The sequence below is a fragment of the Geobacillus uzenensis genome (assembly GCF_002217665.1).
In the GTDB taxonomy this organism is placed as follows: domain Bacteria; phylum Bacillota; class Bacilli; order Bacillales; family Anoxybacillaceae; genus Geobacillus; species Geobacillus subterraneus.
Genome location: NZ_NEWL01000001.1, coordinates 86,300 through 108,726, shown reverse-complemented (window position 1 = coordinate 108,726; position 22,427 = coordinate 86,300). Strand labels below are relative to the sequence as shown.

At 45.3% G+C, this 22,427-nt stretch carries 19 protein-coding genes; all 19 read right to left on the bottom strand.

The features are described 5' to 3' along the window. Nucleotides 1–4 precede the first annotated feature (4 nt). Nucleotides 5–1,297, bottom strand: coding sequence for an ATP-grasp domain-containing protein (locus B9L21_RS00440; RefSeq protein WP_063164740.1), 1,293 nt, complete (start codon nt 1,295–1,297; stop codon nt 5–7). Nucleotides 1,298–2,046: 749 nt separating this feature from the next. Continuing rightward, complete coding sequence (locus B9L21_RS00435) at nt 2,047–4,683, bottom strand: glycosyltransferase (protein ID WP_063164739.1); 2,637 nt, start codon at nt 4,681–4,683, stop codon at nt 2,047–2,049. Next, nucleotides 4,676–6,763 (bottom strand): glycosyltransferase, encoded by a 2,088-nt coding sequence (locus B9L21_RS00430; protein ID WP_063164738.1) that lies wholly within the window; start codon nt 6,761–6,763, stop codon nt 4,676–4,678. Before B9L21_RS00430 ends, B9L21_RS00435 begins: the two co-directional genes overlap by 8 nt. A gap of 13 nt (nt 6,764–6,776) precedes the next feature. Next, entirely contained in the window at nt 6,777–8,705 is a 1,929-nt protein-coding gene (locus B9L21_RS00425) for a glycosyltransferase (protein WP_225995599.1), read from the bottom strand. 563 nt (nt 8,706–9,268) lie between these two features. Next, a complete protein-coding gene (gene hag, locus B9L21_RS00420; RefSeq protein WP_063164735.1) occupies nt 9,269–10,084 on the bottom strand; it encodes a flagellin Hag in 816 nt (271 codons plus the stop codon). 153 nt (nt 10,085–10,237) lie between these two features. Continuing rightward, nucleotides 10,238–10,423 carry a hypothetical protein gene (locus tag B9L21_RS00415; protein ID WP_063164734.1) on the bottom strand — a complete coding sequence of 62 codons (186 nt, stop codon included), beginning with the start codon at nt 10,421–10,423 and terminating at the stop codon, nt 10,238–10,240. Next, nucleotides 10,420–10,668 carry a carbon storage regulator CsrA gene (gene csrA / locus B9L21_RS00410; RefSeq protein WP_063164733.1) on the bottom strand — a complete coding sequence of 83 codons (249 nt, stop codon included), beginning with the start codon at nt 10,666–10,668 and terminating at the stop codon, nt 10,420–10,422. The genes B9L21_RS00415 and csrA overlap by 4 nt, the downstream gene beginning before the upstream one ends. Nucleotides 10,669–10,681: 13 nt before the next feature. Next, nucleotides 10,682–11,116: a flagellar assembly protein FliW gene (fliW, locus tag B9L21_RS00405; protein ID WP_063164732.1), complete on the bottom strand. Its 435-nt coding sequence runs from the start codon at nt 11,114–11,116 to the stop codon at nt 10,682–10,684. Nucleotides 11,117–11,136: 20 nt separating this feature from the next. Beyond that, nucleotides 11,137–11,691, bottom strand: coding sequence for a DUF6470 family protein (locus B9L21_RS00400; protein WP_063164731.1), 555 nt, complete (start codon nt 11,689–11,691; stop codon nt 11,137–11,139). A gap of 113 nt (nt 11,692–11,804) precedes the next feature. Beyond that, the gene (gene flgL / locus B9L21_RS00395; protein WP_063164730.1) at nt 11,805–12,698 is read right to left on the bottom strand and encodes a flagellar hook-associated protein FlgL; all 894 of its coding nucleotides are present in this window, start codon (nt 12,696–12,698) and stop codon (nt 11,805–11,807) included. A 9-nt stretch (nt 12,699–12,707) separates the two neighbouring features. After that, nucleotides 12,708–14,303 (bottom strand): flagellar hook-associated protein FlgK, encoded by a 1,596-nt coding sequence (gene flgK, locus B9L21_RS00390; RefSeq protein WP_063164729.1) that lies wholly within the window; start codon nt 14,301–14,303, stop codon nt 12,708–12,710. An 11-nt stretch (nt 14,304–14,314) separates the two neighbouring features. After that, a complete protein-coding gene (locus B9L21_RS00385) occupies nt 14,315–14,782 on the bottom strand; it encodes a flagellar protein FlgN (protein ID WP_063164728.1) in 468 nt (155 codons plus the stop codon). Between the two features lie 15 nt (nt 14,783–14,797). After that, the gene (gene flgM / locus B9L21_RS00380) at nt 14,798–15,064 is read right to left on the bottom strand and encodes a flagellar biosynthesis anti-sigma factor FlgM (RefSeq protein WP_063164727.1); all 267 of its coding nucleotides are present in this window, start codon (nt 15,062–15,064) and stop codon (nt 14,798–14,800) included. A gap of 78 nt (nt 15,065–15,142) precedes the next feature. Beyond that, a complete protein-coding gene (locus B9L21_RS00375) occupies nt 15,143–15,553 on the bottom strand; it encodes a TIGR03826 family flagellar region protein (RefSeq protein ID WP_063164726.1) in 411 nt (136 codons plus the stop codon). A 32-nt stretch (nt 15,554–15,585) separates the two neighbouring features. Continuing rightward, complete coding sequence (locus B9L21_RS00370; protein WP_063164725.1) at nt 15,586–16,023, bottom strand: YaaR family protein; 438 nt, start codon at nt 16,021–16,023, stop codon at nt 15,586–15,588. Nucleotides 16,024–16,106: 83 nt separating this feature from the next. Beyond that, on the bottom strand, nt 16,107–18,503 hold the full coding sequence (locus B9L21_RS00365) for a flagellin (protein WP_063164724.1): 2,397 nt from the start codon (nt 18,501–18,503) through the stop codon (nt 16,107–16,109). Between the two features lie 21 nt (nt 18,504–18,524). Then, nucleotides 18,525–18,947, bottom strand: coding sequence for a flagellar export chaperone FliS (gene fliS, locus B9L21_RS00360; protein ID WP_063167265.1), 423 nt, complete (start codon nt 18,945–18,947; stop codon nt 18,525–18,527). 57 nt (nt 18,948–19,004) lie between these two features. Further along, a complete protein-coding gene (locus tag B9L21_RS00355) occupies nt 19,005–19,301 on the bottom strand; it encodes an EscU/YscU/HrcU family type III secretion system export apparatus switch protein (protein ID WP_063164723.1) in 297 nt (98 codons plus the stop codon). After that, entirely contained in the window at nt 19,298–22,357 is a 3,060-nt protein-coding gene (locus B9L21_RS17800; RefSeq protein ID WP_063164722.1) for a hypothetical protein, read from the bottom strand. Before B9L21_RS17800 ends, B9L21_RS00355 begins: the two co-directional genes overlap by 4 nt. Nucleotides 22,358–22,427 lie beyond the last annotated feature (70 nt).

The following is a 22,427-nucleotide window of genomic DNA, read 5'->3' as shown; positions in this document are numbered from 1 at the left end:
ACGTTTATACCCTTTCATCTGTTAATAGTTCAATCATATTGCAATCAAAAGTAGGTATTTTATGCCTATCAAAAACAGATTTTCTTTCAGCAAAACTATCATCTATGAAAATTGCATCTTCTGGATTTATAAAGTCTGCCTTTGATTGATCCTTTTTTATCCAAATAACTTCATCAAATATATCTGCTATTCTCCATTTACTCAAAACATCATTCAGATTGCTATTTGTTTTTGTAATTAAGATAATTTTGCATCCGTTGTTTAAACATTGAAACAAAAAACTTATTAATTGTATATTAAGTTTATCATTTATAATAATTGTATCATCTAAATCTACATATACTTTATTAAAATTAATATTATGTTTATATCTATTAACTAACGCTCTATCAACTTCTACTTGATATTCATTTTTCAAAATTTTTAGGTCTACTCGTTCCTCTTCATAGATACTTAGTAACGGAAAATTAATCCCTAACACTCTATGTGTACACATCGTTCCACTAATCCTTGGAGCAATTTCGAGTAATTTGAATACTCCCATACTATCCAATTTGAGCTGGAAAAACCAAGCACCATAAATATCTAACTCTTTACAAATAATGTTTGCATATTCACGAAACTTTTTGTTAAGTTCTTCACTAACTGGTTTGCTATTCATTGATATGCCACTTTTTGTTCTAACTCTCTCTCTTCCACTACAGAATAATAGTCCTTTCTCCCTATCCGTAAAACAATCTACAGTGTATTCTTTACCACTTAAATATTCTAAAACCACAAGATCAGGTATTTTCTCTAACAAAAGCTGCAAACTCTTTTTATCATTAACTTTTTGTGCATCCTTGGCACCCTGTCCTTTATCTGGCTTAACAAACACTGGATAATTCTCGATTTCATCTATATTTTTATACATTTTAGGAACCGGTAATAACTTTGCGAACCTTTTATATGTTTTGGTTTTAGATCTACATATTAAGCAAGTCTCAAGTGGAGATGAGATTATCTTAGTTTTGATCTTGTCTTTATTTAGAGCTAACGCCACAATTACATCATCATGAGCTGGATAAATATAATCTACTTGATGCTCCAATATAATTTTGTTTAAAGTAGATATCCAATCACTATTGCTATTAACGTCAGGAACAATAAAATGATTATAATAAACATATGGTGCATGATTAGGAATTTCACTACCAGCAGAGAAAAGCATTATATCTTTACAATCTTTTAAGGCTCTCCAAATCTCTAAACCAATCTCAGTAGCTCCTGGAAATACAAGAACATTTTTTCGACTCATACCCCAATACCTTCCAATTTTTTAATGGACAAAATTCAATTATGTAGTAATATATAGGCTTTGATTCATGGAATGTTAATTCACTATTTCAATAATAGCGTAACCGATAACAAACAAATAATTTATTACTTTTATAAAGAAATTTAGCAAACATATTAATATAACTTTTGTAAAACCCAACGAGTAGAATTCTTTAATTTATCATATATAATGGACATAATAAACAGAAAGATAACCATATCTACTTCTCTCTGATTAACGTTTTATTCGTATGAATGGGCACTCAAGACATTCCCAATGTGATGGTATTGTTTGATTAGAAAAGCGATCAGCCGATGACCACGGAACATTTGCGCTGTTTTTAGAGTAACAGACACGGTACTCAGCGATAAAGAAATCCTAGACGATTACGCTAAACGTTGGTAGATGAAAAGTTATTTTTGGTAAACGAAAGGAACGTTGGGCCTGAACCGATATCAAATTCACCACTAACGAGACGTCAAACGATATTGGATCATCGTTCAGTTTACCTATGCCTATCGCATAATGAAGCATTTCAGTGATTTTTTGAAAGGCATGGCCAAGGCAAGATCCAGAAAAATTCATCACCTCATTAAATTTATTTATCATGAGACCCAACAAGGAATGTCACTAGACTCCATTCAAAAACAGATCCAAGTGGCATAAGAGTACCTTTATTCATTATGGTAAATAATGAAATTCGCTCATCTACAGTAATTATTGAAATATCATTTAAAAGTATATTGCTTTTTATAAAAAGAAGCTACATTTCGGACATATACATCGTAACTATACAAGTCTTTTACAATATCTAATTGTTGTTCATGATATTTCTTAAATTCCCTTTTATTATCTAAATTTTCTATATCTCTACATATTTTATTTAATAAATCAATATAATCTTGATAAACGGTTTTCAGATATTTAAACTCACTCGTAAAAAAGCTTGAATTATATACGGCAAAACTTATGCCTCCACTAAATACAGTTTCAACAAAATATCCATCTAATCCTTCACCAAAAGTTAAAGCCCATTTTGCTCGCGAAATAATATCCTTATATTCCTCATATTTTAAATTTTTTATTATAACTATTTCTAATGAAGGAAACCTTTTTTTGATTCTATTCAGTATCTCTTCTTTTAAAGGATGCGGATCTGGAGAGACAACCATTAAGTTTTCTTTATCCTCGTAGTTCTTAAATTTATACTGTTCTTGACTTACCCAAACTGATAAATAATGTAAAGGTATTCCGAATTTTTCCCTATATTCTCTAGTTGAATACTGTCTATGTGCAGTTGTACAAGTAACATCCCTTGTATAATCAAAAAGTTTAGCAATTGTATTTCTAGAAGGGGCTAAATCAATATTTTGTATTAATAAATTAATTTGTAATTCCGAAATTTGTTTTAGCGTCTTCTTATCATAATCTGAAATATTATCTAAGAAAAAGTCAGTATAACATTCAGGAATATGAATTATACACTTTTCAAGTTGTTTAAAATAACTCATAACTAGTTCAAACGGATAGATAGGTACGTCATTTTTGAAATTTGTATTTTTTAGTAAAATCGTATCATTAGGCAGTGTGCACATAATCGTTTCACAATTGTGAATGTGCTTTAATTTTTTAGTTTCCTCGTATATTGAATAAATGGATAATATTCCACCTGTTATTCCGTCTTCTCCTGGCACAAAAAAGATGATTAAATTTTTTTCCTTTGGATCATACGTATTCTTTAGTGTTTCAAGAGCTACAGATATCTTAGGTTGAACAAATTTATTATATTCTTCTTCCATTAGTAAATGATAATTTTGCAATTCACTAATTATGTCTAAATCATTTGAATTTATTATTTTATTTGCAATTGTTTTTGTATAATTGAACCAATGCTTTAACGTTAATTCATAGTTTCTATCTTTTTGCAATAAGCCTTTTTTTCTAGATTCCATAATCATATGCGCATAATCTATTGTTCCATTTAACAACATTTCAGCTGACTGAAGCTGTTGATTGTCGTGGATTCTAAAATAACTTAGTGTTTCACTAATATAAACTGCTTTTCCTTTAAATAAAAGGTTAAACCATGATGCTAAGTCTACATTACATAAATATTTTCTTCCACCAAAAGTACCGAACGGCTCATCCAAATCACGCTTTCTAAACAATACAGTAGTGGGTTCACCAATACAATTTATTAACGTTTTTAATATATATTCCCCTAATACTTTCCCATCTATAATAGCGTCCGTTTCAAAAAGCCTTTTAGTACTCGTAAAATCTTTCAATAAATTCCCATTTCCATCTATCAATTGCCTATGAGATGTAACTAACGTTATTTCATTTTTTTGATCATTAAGGTAGTAGTTCATCATCTTTTCAATTTTTTGAGGATGGAATAAATCATCATCCATTAAATAGTTAATATATTCTCCATTGGCAAGGTTAAATAACTTAATATCATTTTCAAATTGTCCCAATCTAGTTGGATTTTTGATATAAGTTAAATTATTATATTTAGCAGTATATTTTTTGACTAACTTTTCTGTTTCATCATTCGTGCTATCATCACATACAATAACTTCAATATTTTCATATGTTTGATTTAAAGCGCTTTGTAAAGCAAGCTCAAAATAATGCGGACGATTGTAAGTAGGAATTAGTATGCTTACAAGGGGAAGAAATGTCTTGTTTAATCTCTGAACATTTTCCCCATAAACATCAACAAATTTTTTTCGATCATTATCAAATCCGTTTTCCGCACTCGCTATACCGCAGTCATGAACACACCATGGCACGTTTTGGCGCACAACCCCTACATCGTAACCCGCTAATAAAAATTCTTGACACTCGGAGAGATCATAAAAATGCCAACCCGTAAACAAATCTTCTCGCCATGGGATATCGTATTGAGTAATCATGATTAACCCGTTGATAGCTTGAACGGGTTCATATTCTAGTTCTGTTTCCTTAAAACTTAATAACTTCATTTCTCCAGTATGACTGTCATAAACCTTTCCAAATCGTTGCGTGCTCTCCCACCAAATTCCATTTCTCGGAATTGTTTTCGCTCCAACTACTCCAATCATCCCTAATTTAGGATACTTTTCAAAAAGAGCAATAATATCATATAAGAAATTTTTGTTAACTATGAACACATCTTGATGCAAATACACTTTATACTTTGCATCTATCCTTTTCATTGCTTCATTATATCCGGACGTGATGCTTTTCGCTCCTTCAATAGAAATAATTTCAATTTCATATCCTTCCGGAACATGAAGCGATCCGACGTAACGGACAGATTCTTCATACATTTGCCTGTTATTCACACAATAAATAAAGGCGACTTTTTTGTCATTCATGACGAAGACTCTCCTCTTTTGCAATTTCGAGTAGTTGTAACACTTCCTTATCCGGATGCCGAATTTTTTCCAAAAATACTTTGGCTAATCCGTACTCTCCGTAAGTAAGAAGCACATAACCTAGATTGTATAACGTATCTATGTTCTCTGGTTCTTGCACATAAGCAAGTTGTAAATACGGCAATACCTGTTCATGCAGTCCTTGTTCGAAACAAGTGATCGCAATTGCTTGAAGTACTTTTACTTTATGAATAATGCTTGTCTCAATAACTTCCTTGATGAGTTGCTCATTAATTTCGCCACGAGCCAACTGATTAACAAGCGATTGCTTTGTCTCTTCAACGTCAATATCAAATTCGAGGCGGCGCAACAAAAAGGCAAGTTGTTGTGCTTTTTTCAACGATTGTTCATTGATCTCCTCAAACAGTTTTTTCACTTCGCCATCCGGTTGACGAATCAATGATAAATAGTGATTCGCTAGCTCTTTTTCGCCATAGGAGTTCAACACAAATGCTAGATTGTATAACGTATCTGTATCATCTGAACACAACTCGAACGCCGCTTGCAAGTACGGCAAAACATGTTCGTGATTGCCTTGTGCAAAATTTTCAATCGCCAGTTCATTCAGCAGTTCGACTGCTTCGTTCATATTCCTTATTGTAGCGACAACTTCAGTGATAGAAATATCATTTAACTGCTCCAAGATTTGGTGACGATCTTTTTTAGAAACAAAATCCCCAATGAGTTCCCTTATATTTGTTTTTTGTTTATTGGCACATACGAGAAACGATTTTGCAGCAAGTAAAAATTGCACTTTTTCTCCGTACAATACTTTTAAATGATCAACTAACCGATGTTTCATGTCATTTTCCGGAGAAAGTAAACCTGTAATAGACATGGATAATGAATGCGACTTAAACAAATCCTCTAATTGGCCTAAACTATAAAAATCCCCACCCGTAAAAGGATTTCGTCCAACAATCAATTGTTCAAGCAACTGAACGTATCCGGTATTTTGTACATGTGCCAAAAACTGTCCATCCTGTTTTAAATGTTCAACAACGAAACAAAGTAAATGATCATCTAACGGGATCGTGCGGCTACTATATAAAATAAGATCAAACATCTGTTTTTTTATTTGAGTATCGTCTAAATCGCAAGCTACATATGCATATCGCTGTGCTTCTTTGATAGCAAATGCATTTTGTTCTACGCCATACAGCGCTGCTTGAGGATATTCATGTTTTATTTTTAACAACGTTGCCCCTGCCCCACAGCCGATGTGTAACACATTGATAGCACGGTGATGATCCATCCCAACTCGACTCAACATCTCCAAATCGATAGTGTACGCATCAATATCAACACCCCATTTCTTTTCAAACTTCTTTTGATTTTCTCGCAACAACTTCGAATAACCGCTACTGTCGTCTTTCCATGATACACTACCGTAATGGTGGACAAACGTATCGTTACAAAGCATTAAGCGATAACCGGCCTGTCGCAAACGAACAGAATAATCGTCATCTTCAAAGTTTCCTGGGGTAAAGCGCTCGTCCAACAACCCGACTTTCTCTATTGCCTCTTTTTTAATGAGCAAACAGAATCCAATTAACTTTAATCGTTCTTCCCATTTATTTGGATCTAAAACATTATGTTGGGAAGCAAACTCATGCATTTCATCGATCGACGTATAACGAACGGGAATGGTTGAATAATAAGCCGCAGAATTTGTAACTGGCCCGACCGCTCCAATATCATCAGCGCTGTATAAACAAGCTAACAAATGATCAAGCCAATGTTTTGTCACAACCACATCGTTATTTAGTAAAAGAATGTTTTCCCCTTCTGCAATCTGTATTCCCTGGTTGCATCCTTTAGGGAAACCAACATTTTTAGCATTAAAAATTGTTCGTATATCTTTTTGTGACTGCAACCATTCCACCGTTCCGTCCGTAGAACGGTTATCAACAACGATAATTTCGTACGTACCTTCTCTTGTATATTGGCGAATGCTTTCTATACATTGTTTTGTATAGTCTAGCTTATTGTGAGTTAGTATAACGATACTTGTTTTCATTGTCCTCTTCCTTTTATCTTTCTTTTTCCTTTAACCATTCGCTATCTGGATACGACTGTTTCGCTTGTTGGACCATTTTCTTTTTTTCCTCATCCATTCCACATATGGTCATTAACTCAATAACATATTTGTACAGCCGAAAATCGTGATGACCAAGGCTAATGGCTAACAGTCCATATTGCATTGCCTCTATGGCTTCATTTTTTACTGCCAAAGCCTCGATCACATTCACAAACGACTCCGCATCCCACTCGTTCATATTCTCAACTGAACGGTACAATTGAAACGCCAGCTCCATAAATTCATAACGATGGAGTAAATGGGCAATTTGAATATGAATATTCTCAGGAAATTTACCTTTTAAGGCAAGAAGCTGTTCAAATAGCTCATACTCTTTTAACTGAATCGTCCTCTCAAGTAAAAGCAGGTAAAACGTCGGTTCAGGCGTTTCCTCATACTCGTTCATCATAAACAATAAAAACTCTTTTTCTCTGTGTTCAGAAACAAGATGAAATAAGAGGCGAACAACATCGAGCTGATTCGTTTTAAACGCGGCTACTAATAGATCATACGAGTCTAAACTCCCTGAACGAACATATGTCTGCAGATCAGCTACAGAGCTTTTCAATATTTGCTGCAACGCTTCGTCATATCGTTTTTGTAATATATTGACTTTAATTTCGAACCCGCGCTGAATGACCTCATCACCTAGTTTTGCTGCAAGCGAGCACATCACTTTTTCTAAATGTAAATTCGAGGCAATGCGGGCAATTAGCGAAACGGCGAATAAATCGTTTGCTAATTGTTTACTTTTGATAAATTGGACAATCTCCTCTTCACTATGAGCGCGAGCGAGCAATTGCAATATGTGGTAAAGCGCTTCATAGCTTTTTCGATTAAATGAAAGCGCACAAGAAAAATGGTATATTGCTTTTTGTGAATTTCCTTTATGTTTGTAAATATGACCCAGTAACATATGCGGATCGTACTCGACGTATTCAACTGTTTTAATCGTGTAAGGATATTTGTTTTTATTTTCAAGCAAGTACTCTAGTTGTTGTACAGCATCGTCATAGCGATGTTGCAAATAGTAAATTTCCCCACGTAAAAATTGAAAATCAGCGGTTTCGCTATATAAGTTTTCAGCGTCAGCAATAACCCGCAAAGCGTCATCAAACCGTTGCAAATATTTCAAGCATAAAATAATTTGCACAAGACAGTACGAAACCCAACTTAACCGAATATCTTTTTTATGTTGATACGCCTGAATAAATGATTGTAGCGCTTGTTCTATTTCACCTTTTGAAAGATGTTCATTTCCCAAGTTGAAGTAATCGAAAGCAACGCTGTCACCTGCTTGTATTTCACGCTCAATCAGTGGAGCATTTCGATCATGTTTTTTCTTCTCTGTCACTACATGAGACATATACCCCGTATGATAAACGGTTAAAATACCTTGCTCAGCTTGAACATATTCACCATTCGTCTTTCGCAACTGCTCATGAATGGAACGATCGTACTGTAAATGTGGCAAATTGCGATAAATACGCGTATGGCGATGTTGAAGCACACGCTCACCGTATGTCCCCATAAAGTTATAGATGTTCACGTCATACGCTTCAACACCATTATCAGCCTGTTTTAATACTTGTATCATTTCTTGCAAATTCGTACGATCAACATACTCATCTGCATCTAATACGAGAATCCACTTCCCTGTCGCATGTTGTTGAGCAAAGTTGCGCGCAGCGGCAAAGCTGTTCGTCCACTCAAAATGATATACTTTGTCCGTATATTTTAACGCAATTTCTTTTGTTGAATCAGTTGAACCTGTATCAACGATTACAATTTCATCAACAATTCCATATACAGAATCTAAACAACGTTGTAACACTTTTTCTTCATTTTTCACGATCATACATAATGATAAAAATGGCTTCATCACATTCTTCCTTCTTTCTTCATTCATGTATTCATCTACTGTTTATATCGGATGAAAGGGTAAGGATGTGAAGGGGGAAGGTAAAAAGCAATATGTCATATGATTCAATGTAGCGATTGGCCAGTTGTTTATAAATGTAAAGAGCGAAAAAAGAGGCCTTAGAAAACCTAAGACCTCTTTTCGCTTTATTAACGGAGTAATTGCAATACCCCTTGCGGTTGTTGGTTGGCTTGCCATGCCGCAACGTCTTTCGACCGTTGTGTAGACTACCTCTTCACCCTCAGCTTGACCTGTTAGGGGCTGGGCGCTTCGGGTCGGCCTCGGCCTCCCCTACGGGCTTCATCACCATAGCACTCGCCGTAGGTGGTATGCCCTAGTCGTTGAACCTTCTCCACCCTTTCGGGACAGGAGCTTGGCTGCTGATTGCCCAATCCTTCGGCTTTTTCCGCCCTCACGTCTGCCGTTTCCAGCCCCGTTGTGGCGCCAAAGGCTCTCAGGGCTTCCCAGCAATTCACCCAGTCATCCTCTTAGCCGTTTCCAGCTAAGACGCCCGCCAAACCAGCCTACCGAAGCAGCTGCAACACCGCCTGCGGCAGTTGGTTTGATTGAGCCAACATCGCCTGTGCTGCTTGAGTAAGAATGTTGTTTTTCGTAAACTCCATCATTTCTTTGGCCATATCTACGTCGCGAATACGAGATTCTGCAGCTGTTAAGTTTTCTGCAGAAGTCGACAAATTGTTAATTGTATACTCTAAGCGGTTTTGTAACGCCCCGAGTTTTGAACGCTCTTGCGATACAGCGTTGATCGCAGCATCAATTTTAGAGATAGAATCACTTGCCTTTGCGTTATCAGCAACAGAGATGTTCGTCCCATTCAACGTCAATGCGGTAGAGCTCATTGTACTGATAGTCAAGTTAATAATTTGATTGCTATTCGCTCCTACTTGGAACGTCGCGTTTAGGGAACCGTCAAGCAAGTTTTTTGTGTTAAATTGCGTTGTAGATGAAATACGATCAATTTCAGAGATTAATTGGTTTAATTCTTTTTGAATTTGATCGCGGTCAATTGTTGTATTTGTGTCATTCGCACCTTGCACTGCTAACTCGCGCATACGTTGAAGGATTGCATGTGTTTCATTTAAAGCCCCTTCTGCTGTTTGGATCAACGAGATCGCGTCTTGCGAGTTCTTAGCAGCCATCTCCAACCCACGAATTTGGCCGCGCATTTTTTCGGAGATGGCCAGACCTGCCGCGTCGTCGCCCGCGCGGTTGATGCGCAGACCGGAAGACAGTTTTTCCATGTTTTTCGCTGCGGCGCCTTGACCGATCGTCAGTTGCCGATACGTATTCAACGCCGCAATGTTGTGGTTGATTCTCATCTTCTTTTCCTCCTTGAAATTTTTTTCTTCCACGTCCTTGTGGAATGATCAATTCGCGGATAGGAAGAAAGTCGGCCGCCTTTCTTCGCTATGCCGCATTCACTTTTTATATCGGTTTGTTTTTTAGAAGTTTAATAGGTTGTGCAAATTTTTTTAGATTTCGATGTCGAGAAATTGGGAAAATGGCGAAGGTTGCTGAATTTCTTTGATGATGCGCGCTGGGTCGTCTTTATGTTTGTTGATCATTTCGTTTAAGGCTTGTTCGGCAATGGCCTTATTATCTTGCACAATGCGTGCGACGACGCCTTGAACTGGCACTCCGCCGATGCTGACGCTCATGCTTGTTTCCCCCCTTTCCATTGTTTCAGCTGTTCATTCAACCGCTCGATCGATGATTTGGAGGCGCGGGAGGCGGCGTTATTTTCGGCTTGGATGGCGAGATAGACTTCTTTCCGATGAATTTCGACATGTTTCGGCGCATTGATGCCAAGCTTTACTTGATCACCTTGGATGGCGAGAACGGTGATTTCGATGTCATCGCCGATTTGGATCGCTTCTTTCAATTTGCGCGTTAAGACAAGCATCGGGCCGCCCCCTTTATGTCGCCACTTGATCCGGGAAGAGGCGATGTTTCGTTTTGTACGCGGTGTTCGTTAAGATCACTTGCTTGCCGGTTCGTTGGCGAACGTGGATGACGACAGGCGCCTGCAAGTTGGCAGTCGTATTGTCAAACGGGTCGGCGACGGTAAGGATGACATACACCGCGATGTCGCGTTCGCTTTCGATCTCAAGCTGTTCGACCGTTGCTTCGTCGAGTTCAAACTCGTACGACGGAAAGTAGGAAAACGGCTCGATCAGCACAAATCCGAGCGCGGGCGTGTCGACCGACTGCAAGATGACAAACGGCGCGTCGGCGAGCGGGAGAAGGACGAACCGCTTCTCGTTTGCGAATCCGGGCAGGCCGTGGGGAAAGCGGATGATGTCTTCTTCCTTCACCGTCACGGTTCCGTGATATTTGGTGTCGATGTTCATGAATCGTTCCTCCTGCTTTGTCAAATGACGACGTCAATGCGAAGCGACGGACGTTGGGCGAGATCGATTCGGACCGCTCCCCGCTGGTAGCGGATGATCGGTTCATGCGTTCTCACGTCGATGCGCGGCGGTTGGGTGTACCAGTCGATGTCAAGCCGCCCAGGTTCGTAGTCCATCTTGACACTAAACGGCGGCGGAACGAGGGCGACATTGAACTCAAGCGGCGGGCCTTCGCTGTTGGCTGCGGCTTGGTCGGCGAGCGGGTTGCCGCCGTTTTCAATGCGCATCAGCTCATCGCCTTGGATGGCGGTGCGGGCGATCACATCGAGCACAGCTTGCCGCCCGTCTTCGGCGCCATCGCGAATGAGCTCAAACACGTGCTTATTGTTCATCGCCGCCCACGCCCGCGACTGGTCGATCGTCAAGCGCGCAGGAACGGGAGTGATATTCATTTCCGCAGGCGGCTGTTCGATCGTCAGCTCGGCGGGCGGTTGGGTGATGTCAAGCCGCGCGGGTGTCGTCGAGATCGCTAGCCTCGCATACGTCGCTTCCATCCTTAGTTGCGGGATGCGCATGTCGTTCCTCCTTTCGAAGGGGGGATGGACACCACGGCACGAAAAGAAACGGTGGCCGCTAGACTGACCTAACTAGGCAGCCCGTCGGGTGAAAAAGCGAGCGAACCGCTCGCTTAGCGCAAAAAGTCGACCAGCGTCGGCTGAATGACGCGCGCGCCGACCGCCAGCGCCGCACGATGGACGCTTTCTTGCGTTTTTAAGTCGGTGATCACTTTCTCGAGGTCGACGTCTTCATTGTCCGACAACATTTTTTCCGCGATCACTTGTTGGCTGTCGATGCGGTCTTCCATCAGCTCGATCCGGTTCATGCGCGCGCCAAGCTCGGCGCGGACGCCAAGCAAATGGGTCAAATGGTTGTCGAGCTTGTCCAAATAGCCCGTCAATTCATCCCCTGTCGTACTCGGATTTTCTAAAGAAGCAGCCAGATCCTGCAAGTCGGAAAACAATCCGTTGCCCGCCCCAAACGCCGTGCTGGGCGGAATGTTGACAGGGATGTAAACGCCTTTGGCCAGCTCGATGTTCAATTGTTGGTCATTCGTTGACACAGCGATCGTTCCATCCGCGTTCACCGTGACGGGCGGTTCGGTCGTTTGGGCGCCGTTGAAAATGTATTTGTCGCCAACTTTCGTATTGGCGATCGTCACCAAATGTTCGGTCAGCTGACGCACTTCTTTGGCGATCGCCTGGCGCTGCGTCTCTTCGTACGTATCGTTGCTTGCTTGGACGACGAGCTCACGGATGCGCTGCAGCGCCTGTGTCGCCTTATCAAGGGCCGAGTCGGAGTTTTCGACCCAGTTGTACGCTTCCGAGAAATTGCGTTTAAACTGCTCGACTTCGGCCAAATTCGAGCGGTAGGCGATCCCTTTCATCGCCACGACCGGATCGTCGGACGGGCGGGTGATTTTTTTCCCAGTCGACAATTGGGTTTGATATTGATCTAACTTTTCGTAGCTGCGGGTGATTTGTTTCAACATATTATTCGCTAACATGCTTTGTGTAATGCGCATCCTCATCACCTACCTTCCGACTACACCCATGCCGTTGATGATTTTATCGAGCATCTCGTCAATCACCGTAATTTGGCGAGCCGCGGCGTTATACGCGTGCTGGAATTTGATCATGTTCATCATCTCTTCGTCCAGCGACACCGAACTGACCGATTGCCGTTTTTCTTCCACCGACTGGCGCAGAATTTCACTATTGCTTTTCATCCGGTTTGCCTGCTCGCCAGCGACGCCAAGCTGCCCGATCCAGCCTTGGTAGTTCGTTTCGACCGTTCCTGAGGTAAGCGGCAACCGAAGCGAGGCGAGATTCACCATGATCCCATCTTGCAGTGAAACGGTCGTGTTGGATAAAAGCAAGCTGCGGACGTTGGCGAGGTTGATGGCGTTGTTGCCGTTTCCGGATTGTCCTGCTTTTGTCGCCGCGGCGATGTTGGCCAAATCATCGATATCGGAAGCGAGATCGATCATTTTCGCCGCACCGTTCACTTGATTGAGTCCGGAAAAAAACGCAATCCCCGTGTTTCCGTTCAATCCATGGCCTTGTTCATGCACGGCGTTAAACAACGTGCCAAACGTATATGCGAGCTTGTCCAAATTGGCGAGCATCCCCGGATATAACCCTTTTACGATCGGCTGGCCATTGGCATCGGTTCCGTCCTTATGTCCGTACCCTTCCACAAGCCCGCGCAGATTGCCGTTCGGAAGGGAGGAAACCGAAACGGTCGTTCCACCCATGTCAAGCGCCCCAACGCCTGTATCAGGCGGCACTTCGTTTACGTTATCACCATCCACGTCGCTTCCGTCCGGGAAGGAAATGGACGAAGCGTTTCGCCCTTGGACGAGATACACTTTTTCGTTGCCGTTGCGGATATATACATCGTACATACCTTCTGCCGCTTTCGAGGCGTTGCCGCCAACAGGGCGGTTCTCCACTTGAATGTCGATGAACTTCGAGAGTTCATCCACCAACCGATCGCGCTCGTCATACAAGTCGTTCGGCAAATAGCCGTTCGGTTCGATCTCGGCGATTCGGGCGTTGATATCGCTAATTTGCTTCAAAAGCGAATTGACCTCCGTCACCGTCACCCCGATTTGCGTGCCAAGGTCCGTGCGGATTTGCGTGAGTGAATTTGATAAATAATGAAACGTCTCGGTGACCGCCAAGCCGCGTTGGCGGACGACAGAGCGCGCCCCTTCGTTTTCCGGATGGGTGCTTAAGTCCTGGAGGGCTTGCCAAAACTGGTCCATCGTTTTCGCGAGTCCGCTGTCGGACGGTTCGTTCATTATATCTTCCATTTTCGCCACCGCGTCGGCGCGCGCTTCCCAATAGCCGAGCTTGCTGTTTTCGCCGCGGTATTGGACGTCGAGAAAATATTCCCGCACCCGTTCGACCGATTTCGCTTCCACCCCTGTCCCCATTTGTCCCGGGATGTTCGGGCGATTGAGCCCAGGTATCGGAAACGGCGGCGTCGCCTCGAGTTGGACGCGCTGGCGTGTGTACCCTTCCGTATTGGCGTTGGCGATGTTATGTCCTGTTGTATACAACGCCGCCTGCTGGGCCATCATGGCGCGCCGAGCGGCTTCTAGTCCGTGGAATGTAGAAAGCATCGTTCTCCCCCTTACGCTTTCGATTCAAACAGCGGGCGGTCTGGCGATGGTGCGTACTCTTGCGTGCGGCTGTACGTGGACGGCGTTGGGGCGAACGTCTCGATCATCGCCGTGACAAACTGGAGCGACTGCTCAATGAGCTGACGGTTTAAGTCATTCGCCTCGGCCAGCGCGTGGACCGCTGCCATCAGCCGCTCCCCGCATTCGCGCAACGGTTGGCGCTCTTCTCCCTTCGCCATCGCTTGGCACGCGGCGATTGTCACCGTTTCGTCACCAAGCTTCTCCTTCAGCCAGCGCCGCCGCCGTTCTTCGAGTTGACGGATGGCAAAAAGATGCTTTTGTTCATCGGCCAAGAGCGCGGACAGCGCCCCGATGTCGTTTTTCTTCAACGCTTCCGTTTTCCGCCGCGCCAGCGCTACCAAGCTTTCATGCAGCTCGGCCTGCGCCCGCAATAGGTGAATAAGTTCCGCAAATGTCATCGCGAACCGCTTCCTTTATCGGTGATTTCGGTAATAGTCGATCATCCGTTTCGCAACCTCCTTCGGGTCGACCGTGTACGTGCCGTTTTCGATTTGTTGGCGCAACTCATCCAATTTCGCCTGCCGCGCCTGTTCCCAGCTCGCCGCTTCTTGCAGCTCTTTTGCTTCTTTGGAAATTTCCACTTGGTCGCCAGACGCCTTCCCCGCCGCTAGCCGCTCCGTTTTGGCAAGCTGGCGTTGATACGGGTTAACGTTCATCGGACCGATATGATGGATTTTCATCGCGTTCACCTCGCTTGACCGACGCTGTTCACATCGTCCATCGTGCTACTGTTTATATCGGAACATTGGTGAAAATGTTTAGCGCTCTTTATGATCTTGGCTGTAATAAGTGGCGCGGCGGGAACGGATGTTTCGTTCCTTTTCCGCCTCCGCTTGGCGCAAATCCGCCTGCAGCTTGCCTAAGCAGTTGGCGCACAGCCGCCCTTCACGGATCATCGTCCCGCATGAGTCGCAAGGGTAGCCGAGATTTGGAAAATGAACGAGCTGCAGCCGCCCCGCGCGAATCCATTGGATGATCAACTTTTCTTCCACCCCCGTAGCGTCAACGACTTGCGCCATCGTCGCCGTACGGTTTTCCCGCTTGCGCAAAAAGGCGTAGACACGCTCAAACTGCCGCTCTTCCTCTTGGTAACACGATTCACAAACATCACGCGTCGATAGTTTGACAAACAACCGCCCGCATTTGGCACAGTTCGCCAATTCCGCCACCGTCTTCCCCTCCCGATTGCCCGATCAAACGGTTACGTATAAATATTAATAATGAGCCCTTGGATCTCGCCGACAAGCCGCAAAATGTCCAACCCTTTTTGTTCGTGTTTCAGCACCTCATTCGTCAATTCGATCAGCTTTTGGTCGACTTCTTTCACTAGTTTATAGATGCGCGCCCGTCCGCCGCGGCTGAACCCACGCTGCTCCTCAAGCTGGAGACCGTGTTTCACCGCGTCATCCAAAAACGACCGAACGAGCTGCTTATATTTGCGCAAATCTTCCACCGTCCGCGAGTCGGCGAGCTTTTTCCCTTGTTCTTCGATTTGACGGACTTGCTCGTTGATCCGCTCCCATACGACATCGCGACGCGTCTTCGCCATCACTTCTGTAAACGACACCGATTCCATCGCCTTGTCGTCCTTGCGGCTGACGTTCGTCATGCCCGTGCGCGTTACTTTTTGCACTTCCATCGTCATCACCTCTTGTTACCACCATTATCGCACAATCATAGCAAAAGGGCGAGGCGTTCCTGCCCCGCCCAACGCGGATTCAATTAGCTTTTCAGCAGCTGCAAAATCCCTTGCGGCAACTGGTTTGATTGCGCGAGCATCGCCTGCGCCGCTTGCGTCAAGATGTTGTTTTTCGTAAATTCCGCCATCTCCATCGCCATATCCGTATCGCGGATGCGGGATTCGGATGACGTTAAGTTTTCTTCAGCTGTCTTTAAGTTGTTGATCGTGTGTTCGAGGCGGTTTTGCACAGCACCTAAGCTCGAACGTTGCGCCGATACCTGGGCGATGGCATAGTCATAAACTTTCACCGCTGCCGTCGCCTTTTCATGGGTCGTTACATCCAGTCCGTATTCCGTAACGTCCCCATTATTGACATTCGCTGTAGTCGTGTAATAGGCAGTGATCGTTTCCCCCAAATGGTTCGTAAATGAAACCGAAGAACCAGCGGTGTTGCTTGAAAGCTTCAGAGCGAACGCCCGCATATCGTCAATCCCAATGCTTAACATTTGCCCTTCGTTCGCTCCGATCTGAATTTTGAGCGACTGGTCATTCGTTCCGCCTGTGATCGTAAAGGAAGCTTCGCCATTTGTCAGCGCGCCAATGTTCATCGTGAGATCGCCGTTATGGAAGCGCAATGTCGTATTCGGGGCAATGTTGTTTAATGTTTCCACATCGACACCGTTCGTGCTCAACGTTGCTTTCGTTGTGACCGTCGCCCCTACCGTAAACGTCCGTGTTCCAGCCGAAAGTGTATCCGTCGTAAACGAAACGCCTGTGCCGCTGCCAAATGAGTACGTACCGTTATTGCCCACAATTAACGTCGGTACGCCAGACAGGGCATTCCCTGATGCATCGACCAGTGTGGCTGTATACGATGACGTTGTGCCGACGTTGATCTGTACCGTCGCATCTCCTGTTGCATAGTCGGTGATATTGTCGGCTGTATCAACGAAAATGCCGCCATTCAACGTAATATTGTCACCGGCGTTAAATGTTGTAAAATTGCTTCCATCAGTGGAATACGCAAGCGTGCTTTGCACACCGAACGTTGCCGTTTGATTGACGTTCGTGTTGGCATATCCGTTGTGGCTGATTGTGTAATTAATCCCATCCGATCCACTAATCGTAACGTTGCCGGCGGTCGCATCCGTCGGTGTAATGGTGGCGGTTCCGATTTGTGAGCCATTTTTCTCTAACGCTAACGCCACGTTGACATCGAACTCGTTGTAGTTTCCACCGTCACTAGCTCCAGCTAGTGCTCCGTTAATGCCGGAAATCGTAGTAAAGGAAACGCCGAGTTTGTTGCCGGATAAATCATAAAACTCGTAGTTTTGCTGGTTATTGTCAAGGATAACCGCTTGAGATAAAGCAGTTCCGTTTTTATCTTGTAACGTTACGGTAAACTGGCCAGACGATGGTGACGTTTCTGCATAGACGAGACGGAAATCTTCCCCTGTTGACGAAAACGTGCTTGAATCAATATTAACGTTGGTAATATATACACTATTGGCTGTTCCATTTTGCACATTAGAAGCTTCGGCCGTTGTCCGGACGGTAAACGCATCTGACGGACTTAAATCCGCATTAGGTGTAGCCAGTTGTACACCCGTTAAACCAGTCCCACCTGCTTGGAAGCTACTCACATCGTTCGTGCGGCGAATCAATAAATTCACTGTGCCATCGAGTAAGGGAGAGTTCGGCGCAATCGATACCGCATCAATGGCGGATGATGTTTCCGGATTATTCGTAATGACTTTCACATCTTGCTGATCGATTTTGATCCCATATGTATCCCCGACAGTTAAGTTGGATGTCGGGTCTAACGTGATTTGTTGCACGCCCCCGGCCACCGGTCCTGTGCTTTGAAGGGATTTCGTGGCAACGTCCTCAATTTTCACTTTATAGTTCCCAGCTACGATCGTGCTTTCTGGGTCTAGCTGCAGACTTGTGCCATCGATGGCTGTGCTGCCTGCTGAGAAGCTGCCCGCGGCAATTTGTACACTTCTTGCTTGGCTGGAAACCGACTCATTGAGTAATTTTTTCGTGTTGTATTCGGTAGAATTGGCAATCCGGTTAATTTCAGACGTCAACTGATTGATTTCTTTTTGGATGGCTTCTCGGTCTTCGGCCGTGTTCGTATCATTCGCCGCCTGTACCGCCAATTCGCGCATCCGCTGCAAGATGCTGTGGACTTCGTTTAACGCCCCTTCCGCCGTTTGGATCAATGAGATGGCATCCAGCGCGTTGCGTTCTGCCATTTGCAGGCCGCGAATTTGCGAGCGCATTTTTTCCGAAATGGCAAGCCCCGCTGCGTCGTCAGCCGCACGGTTAATGCGCAAACCGGAGGAGAGGCGCTCCAAGTTTTTCGAAATGCTCGATTGATTGGCCGCCAAATTGCGGTAGGCGTTGAGCGCTTGAATGTTATGGTTGATTCGCATGGACATTCGCTCCTTTGTTTTTTATTTCTCATAGGTAATGAATTGTTCGTAGGCCGCTGCTTTTTGTTTGTGCGCTGGCTGCACTGGCGAAACGCCGCTTTTTAGCGCTTCGTTCCACGCCGTGGCGATCGTGGTCGTCAGTTGCAGCACTTCTTGGGCAACTGTGACGTCTTTTTTCATATTGGCCTCAATGAGGCGCTCCGCCATATAGTTATAGAGCGCATCCAACTGATGGGCGATGATGCCAGCGTCATAGCGCAGTCCAGCGCCAAGGCGGCGAAGGATGTCGTTTCCTTTTTGCAGCTGTTTGTTCGCTTTCCAATGGTCTTTTTGTTTCATGGCCGCGATGGCCTCTTCCAAACATTCCATCAGTCCTTCATATAACAACGCCGTCAGTTGCTGCGAGTTTTTCTGGTAAATCCATTCCTCGGTTAAAAAGTCCAACACCCTGCACCCCCATTGGCTCTCTGTCATTTATATCGGTCATCGATCAGCCAGTGTTTAATGGTTTTTTTCAATTTCTCCAATCAAAATCAAAATTTCTGCAATGACCGCGTACAGCTGCGGAGGGATGCGATCCCCGAGATCAAGCTGCACTAAATGTTGTACAAGCAGCGGATCTTCTTGAATATGAACGTGGTGTTGTTTGGCGAGTTCAATAATCTTTTGCGCCACATGCCCGCTTCCTTGGGCAACGACAGTCGGCGCCTGGCTGTTCGTTTCGTCATAGCGAACAACCGCCGCCGTTGGACCGTTCATTTGTTTTCGCTTTTTTTGGTTAAAATAGGCTGACATCATATGGTCACATCATACCCTCTTTCAGCAAATCGTCGATACGGGCGAGCCGATGGAGCTGGCGAAGGTTGTTCGTCTTTCCGCTGGGCATCGTTTGTCAGCTTCGTCACGTTCACCGCTGCCACCCGATAGCCGATCTCTTCCAATTTCTCTTTTGCCTTGTCGATAAATGGCTTCGCTTTGTCGGCAAAATCGTCACGGTCGTTGCGAAGCGTAATCGATAAATTCCGCTCATTCGCGTGAAGCAAAATGCCCAGATCTCCTAACTTTCTCGTTTCTAGCAGGAAATACAATTGACAGTTTTCCCAGTCGATTCGCTCACCATGTTGGCGGGCGTTGATATAGACGTTAACGTTCTGCACTTCGCTTTGCCATAACAGCGGCAAGGTGAAGAAAAAGCTTTGCCACCCCGCCGTGCCATCCCATTTGTTTAGCAGCTGCTGTCCGGTCAAATTCGTTAACGCCTGCTCTGCTTGCCTAGCAACCGATTCACTTCCGCCTTGCGCTAGGCGCAAAAGCACTTCCTTCATATTTTGTAACGCCGATTCTTCTTGGTTTCCCTTCAATACGAGCCATTCGGCGGCTTCATGATCATGCGTTAAGCCGAGGCGGCGAATCGTGTCAAACATGTGCCTTGCTGATGGCCCATCCACTGGCGGTTGCATCACCTGGTTCACTTGCTCAAGAAACGCTTTGGATGAATCGGCTGTTGTTTCACCGTGCATCCTCACAAAATGTTTCACCTTCGCCTTGGACGGTTTGAACACGATATTCGCTAGCATGTTCTTCACTTCGTTCACGATGTTCCGCGCCCCAGCCGCGTCACCTTGGCGAAGCCGTTTTTTTGCCTCAGCGAGCGCGGAGCTGGCTTTCATCAACTGTTTTTCCGTCACCATATCGGTAAACAGCATGATGTCGCTTTTTAAAATGGCGTTGTCCAATTGTTTGATCGCCATTTCCAACATCGATGTGGCTTGCAAGCGGGCGGCGGGGCTTTTGTTTTCCGCCAACTGCGCTACCGTCTCTAACTGGCGCATCACATCGCGCTTCACCGTTTTGAAATCAAGCGCAGCCTGCGCCATTTTTTTCGTGACCGTTTGCACGAGAAATTGTTTGGATTCAAGCGACAAAGCCGCTTGCCATGCCCCATCAAATAGGCTGTCGACATCCAGCGAGCGATCAGTTGGCACAGACGGGAGTGACGCTTCGATCTCATTTAACGTTTTCAACACCGTCTGCCTTGCAGCGAGCTCCCGCCCTTTTTCCATCAGCGTTTGCGCACTGGCAAGCGAGTCGGCCCATGCTTGTTCCCAGTGAGGGTGGGCGCGGAATGCTTCCGCGATATCCGCTCTAACGGCGTCCAACGCTTTTTCCAAGCGGGGCTCTTGCTGCAACGATTTGATTGCTCGGCGCATGGCCTCACGCAGCTGTTCGGTCGGTTGATTGTCGTTCGCCGCATCAGCTGTCACTTCGTTTTGACCGTCCGCCGGAGAGATAACCTGCCGCGCCCCGTTTCCAATCCCGTCATCACCTGACTGCTCGACCACTGGAGCGGTGGAACGCTGTGAAATTCCTCCCTGTCCTGCTGCTTCTGTTATCCCCGATAAAACCGATATATGGTTAACCGCTGGCATCTTGAATGGAGCTGTCGTCTCATTAACAGGAGACGGCGGTTGGACCACTGACGATCGTGTATTAGCTGCTATCGACTCGATTTGATCGAGTTGACGGACAAGATGGGTTCTCGCTGCCGCATGTTGGCCAGCTTGTTGCAGCCGCATTGTTTCTTTTAACACCGCTTCTATTTTTTGCCGGACATCCCCTGGCAACTCGCTGTGTTCAGCGAGCAGTGTTTGAACTTGGGACAGCGTATTCGACAAATTTGGTGTGCGAGCGACTTCCGTTCGGATGGCCCGAAGTTGCTTCATTAACTCTGGTGACGGTTGGAAGATATCATTCACGGATCGAACGACCGTTTCCGAAGCGCGAGCCGCTTGTTCCGCCTTTACCAGCACCTCACTCAACCGCGCTCGGGCTTCCCCTTCACGCCCTTGACGCTGCAGTTGAGCAACCTCGCGCAATGCGCGTTCCACTTGTTCCGCCACATCCCGGTCTACATTCGGCGTGTGAACGACTTGTTGGCGGACGTATTCCACCGCCTTCGACAAGTTCGGCTCACGAGCGATTTGTTCGCGTACTTGTTGAAGGCGGGTGGATGTTCCGGTAGTTGGTGCCGTTTCCATCCGAACCGTGCGTTCTAGATGATCCCATGTCGGTACGAGGGGACGGTGCCCCAATGCTTTACGTCCGCTGATTTCTGAGGACTTCGTTCCTTCTGTTGATCCCGCTTTGGCGGACTGGTCGGCTGCCAATGAAGGAGGAGCGTTGGACAATTCTCCCGTTCTTCCCGTCCGTCCCGCTTGGCGGTCGAATCGATCCGCCGCAACGGTTAGGTTCTGCGGTGCCTTTTTCGTCGCGCTCTGTTCTTCCCGTTTAGCCAGCGTAAAGGTCGGATCGAGGCTGTTGGCAATCTCAGTGAATTGCTCCCCTAACGGTTTCCCGTGCAGCGCCTCATGAACAGCGGCAAGGTGAGTGCTCGTGAGTTCCAGTTTTTTATTGATGACAGCACGAACGGCTTCTAATTTTTGCTCGACGGTGCCTGAAGCTTCGGCGAAAAACGTTCGCAAGGTAGAAACGGTCTCTTTCGTGAGCGGTTGCCCTTGTTTTTGCAGCCAAGCGTCGACCTGCCTTAGCTCGGTCGGTAACGGTTCAGAGGCAGAAAAACGAACCGCCTGTTCATTCGCCTCTTGTGGCGGGCGGGGAACGATCCGCGCCACAGGGACCCCCTCTTGTTCACCGACGATCTTGATCGTCACACGCCCTTCCTGTGGCCACTCTCCTTCTGTCCGAACCCGCACATCCGTTCCTTTGAGATGGACGACCGCTTCGTCACCTTTTTTCTCCTTGACCACCCCGTCATACGTTTCACCTTTTTGCAGCACAACTGGCTGGTCAGGTGCGATCATCGCTTGCTTCATAAAAATGTTACGAATTTCCATCTCCGTTCACTCTCCGCTCGATCGGTTGCTACTGTTTATATCGGCATCCCTCAGGCAAATGTTTAGCCCA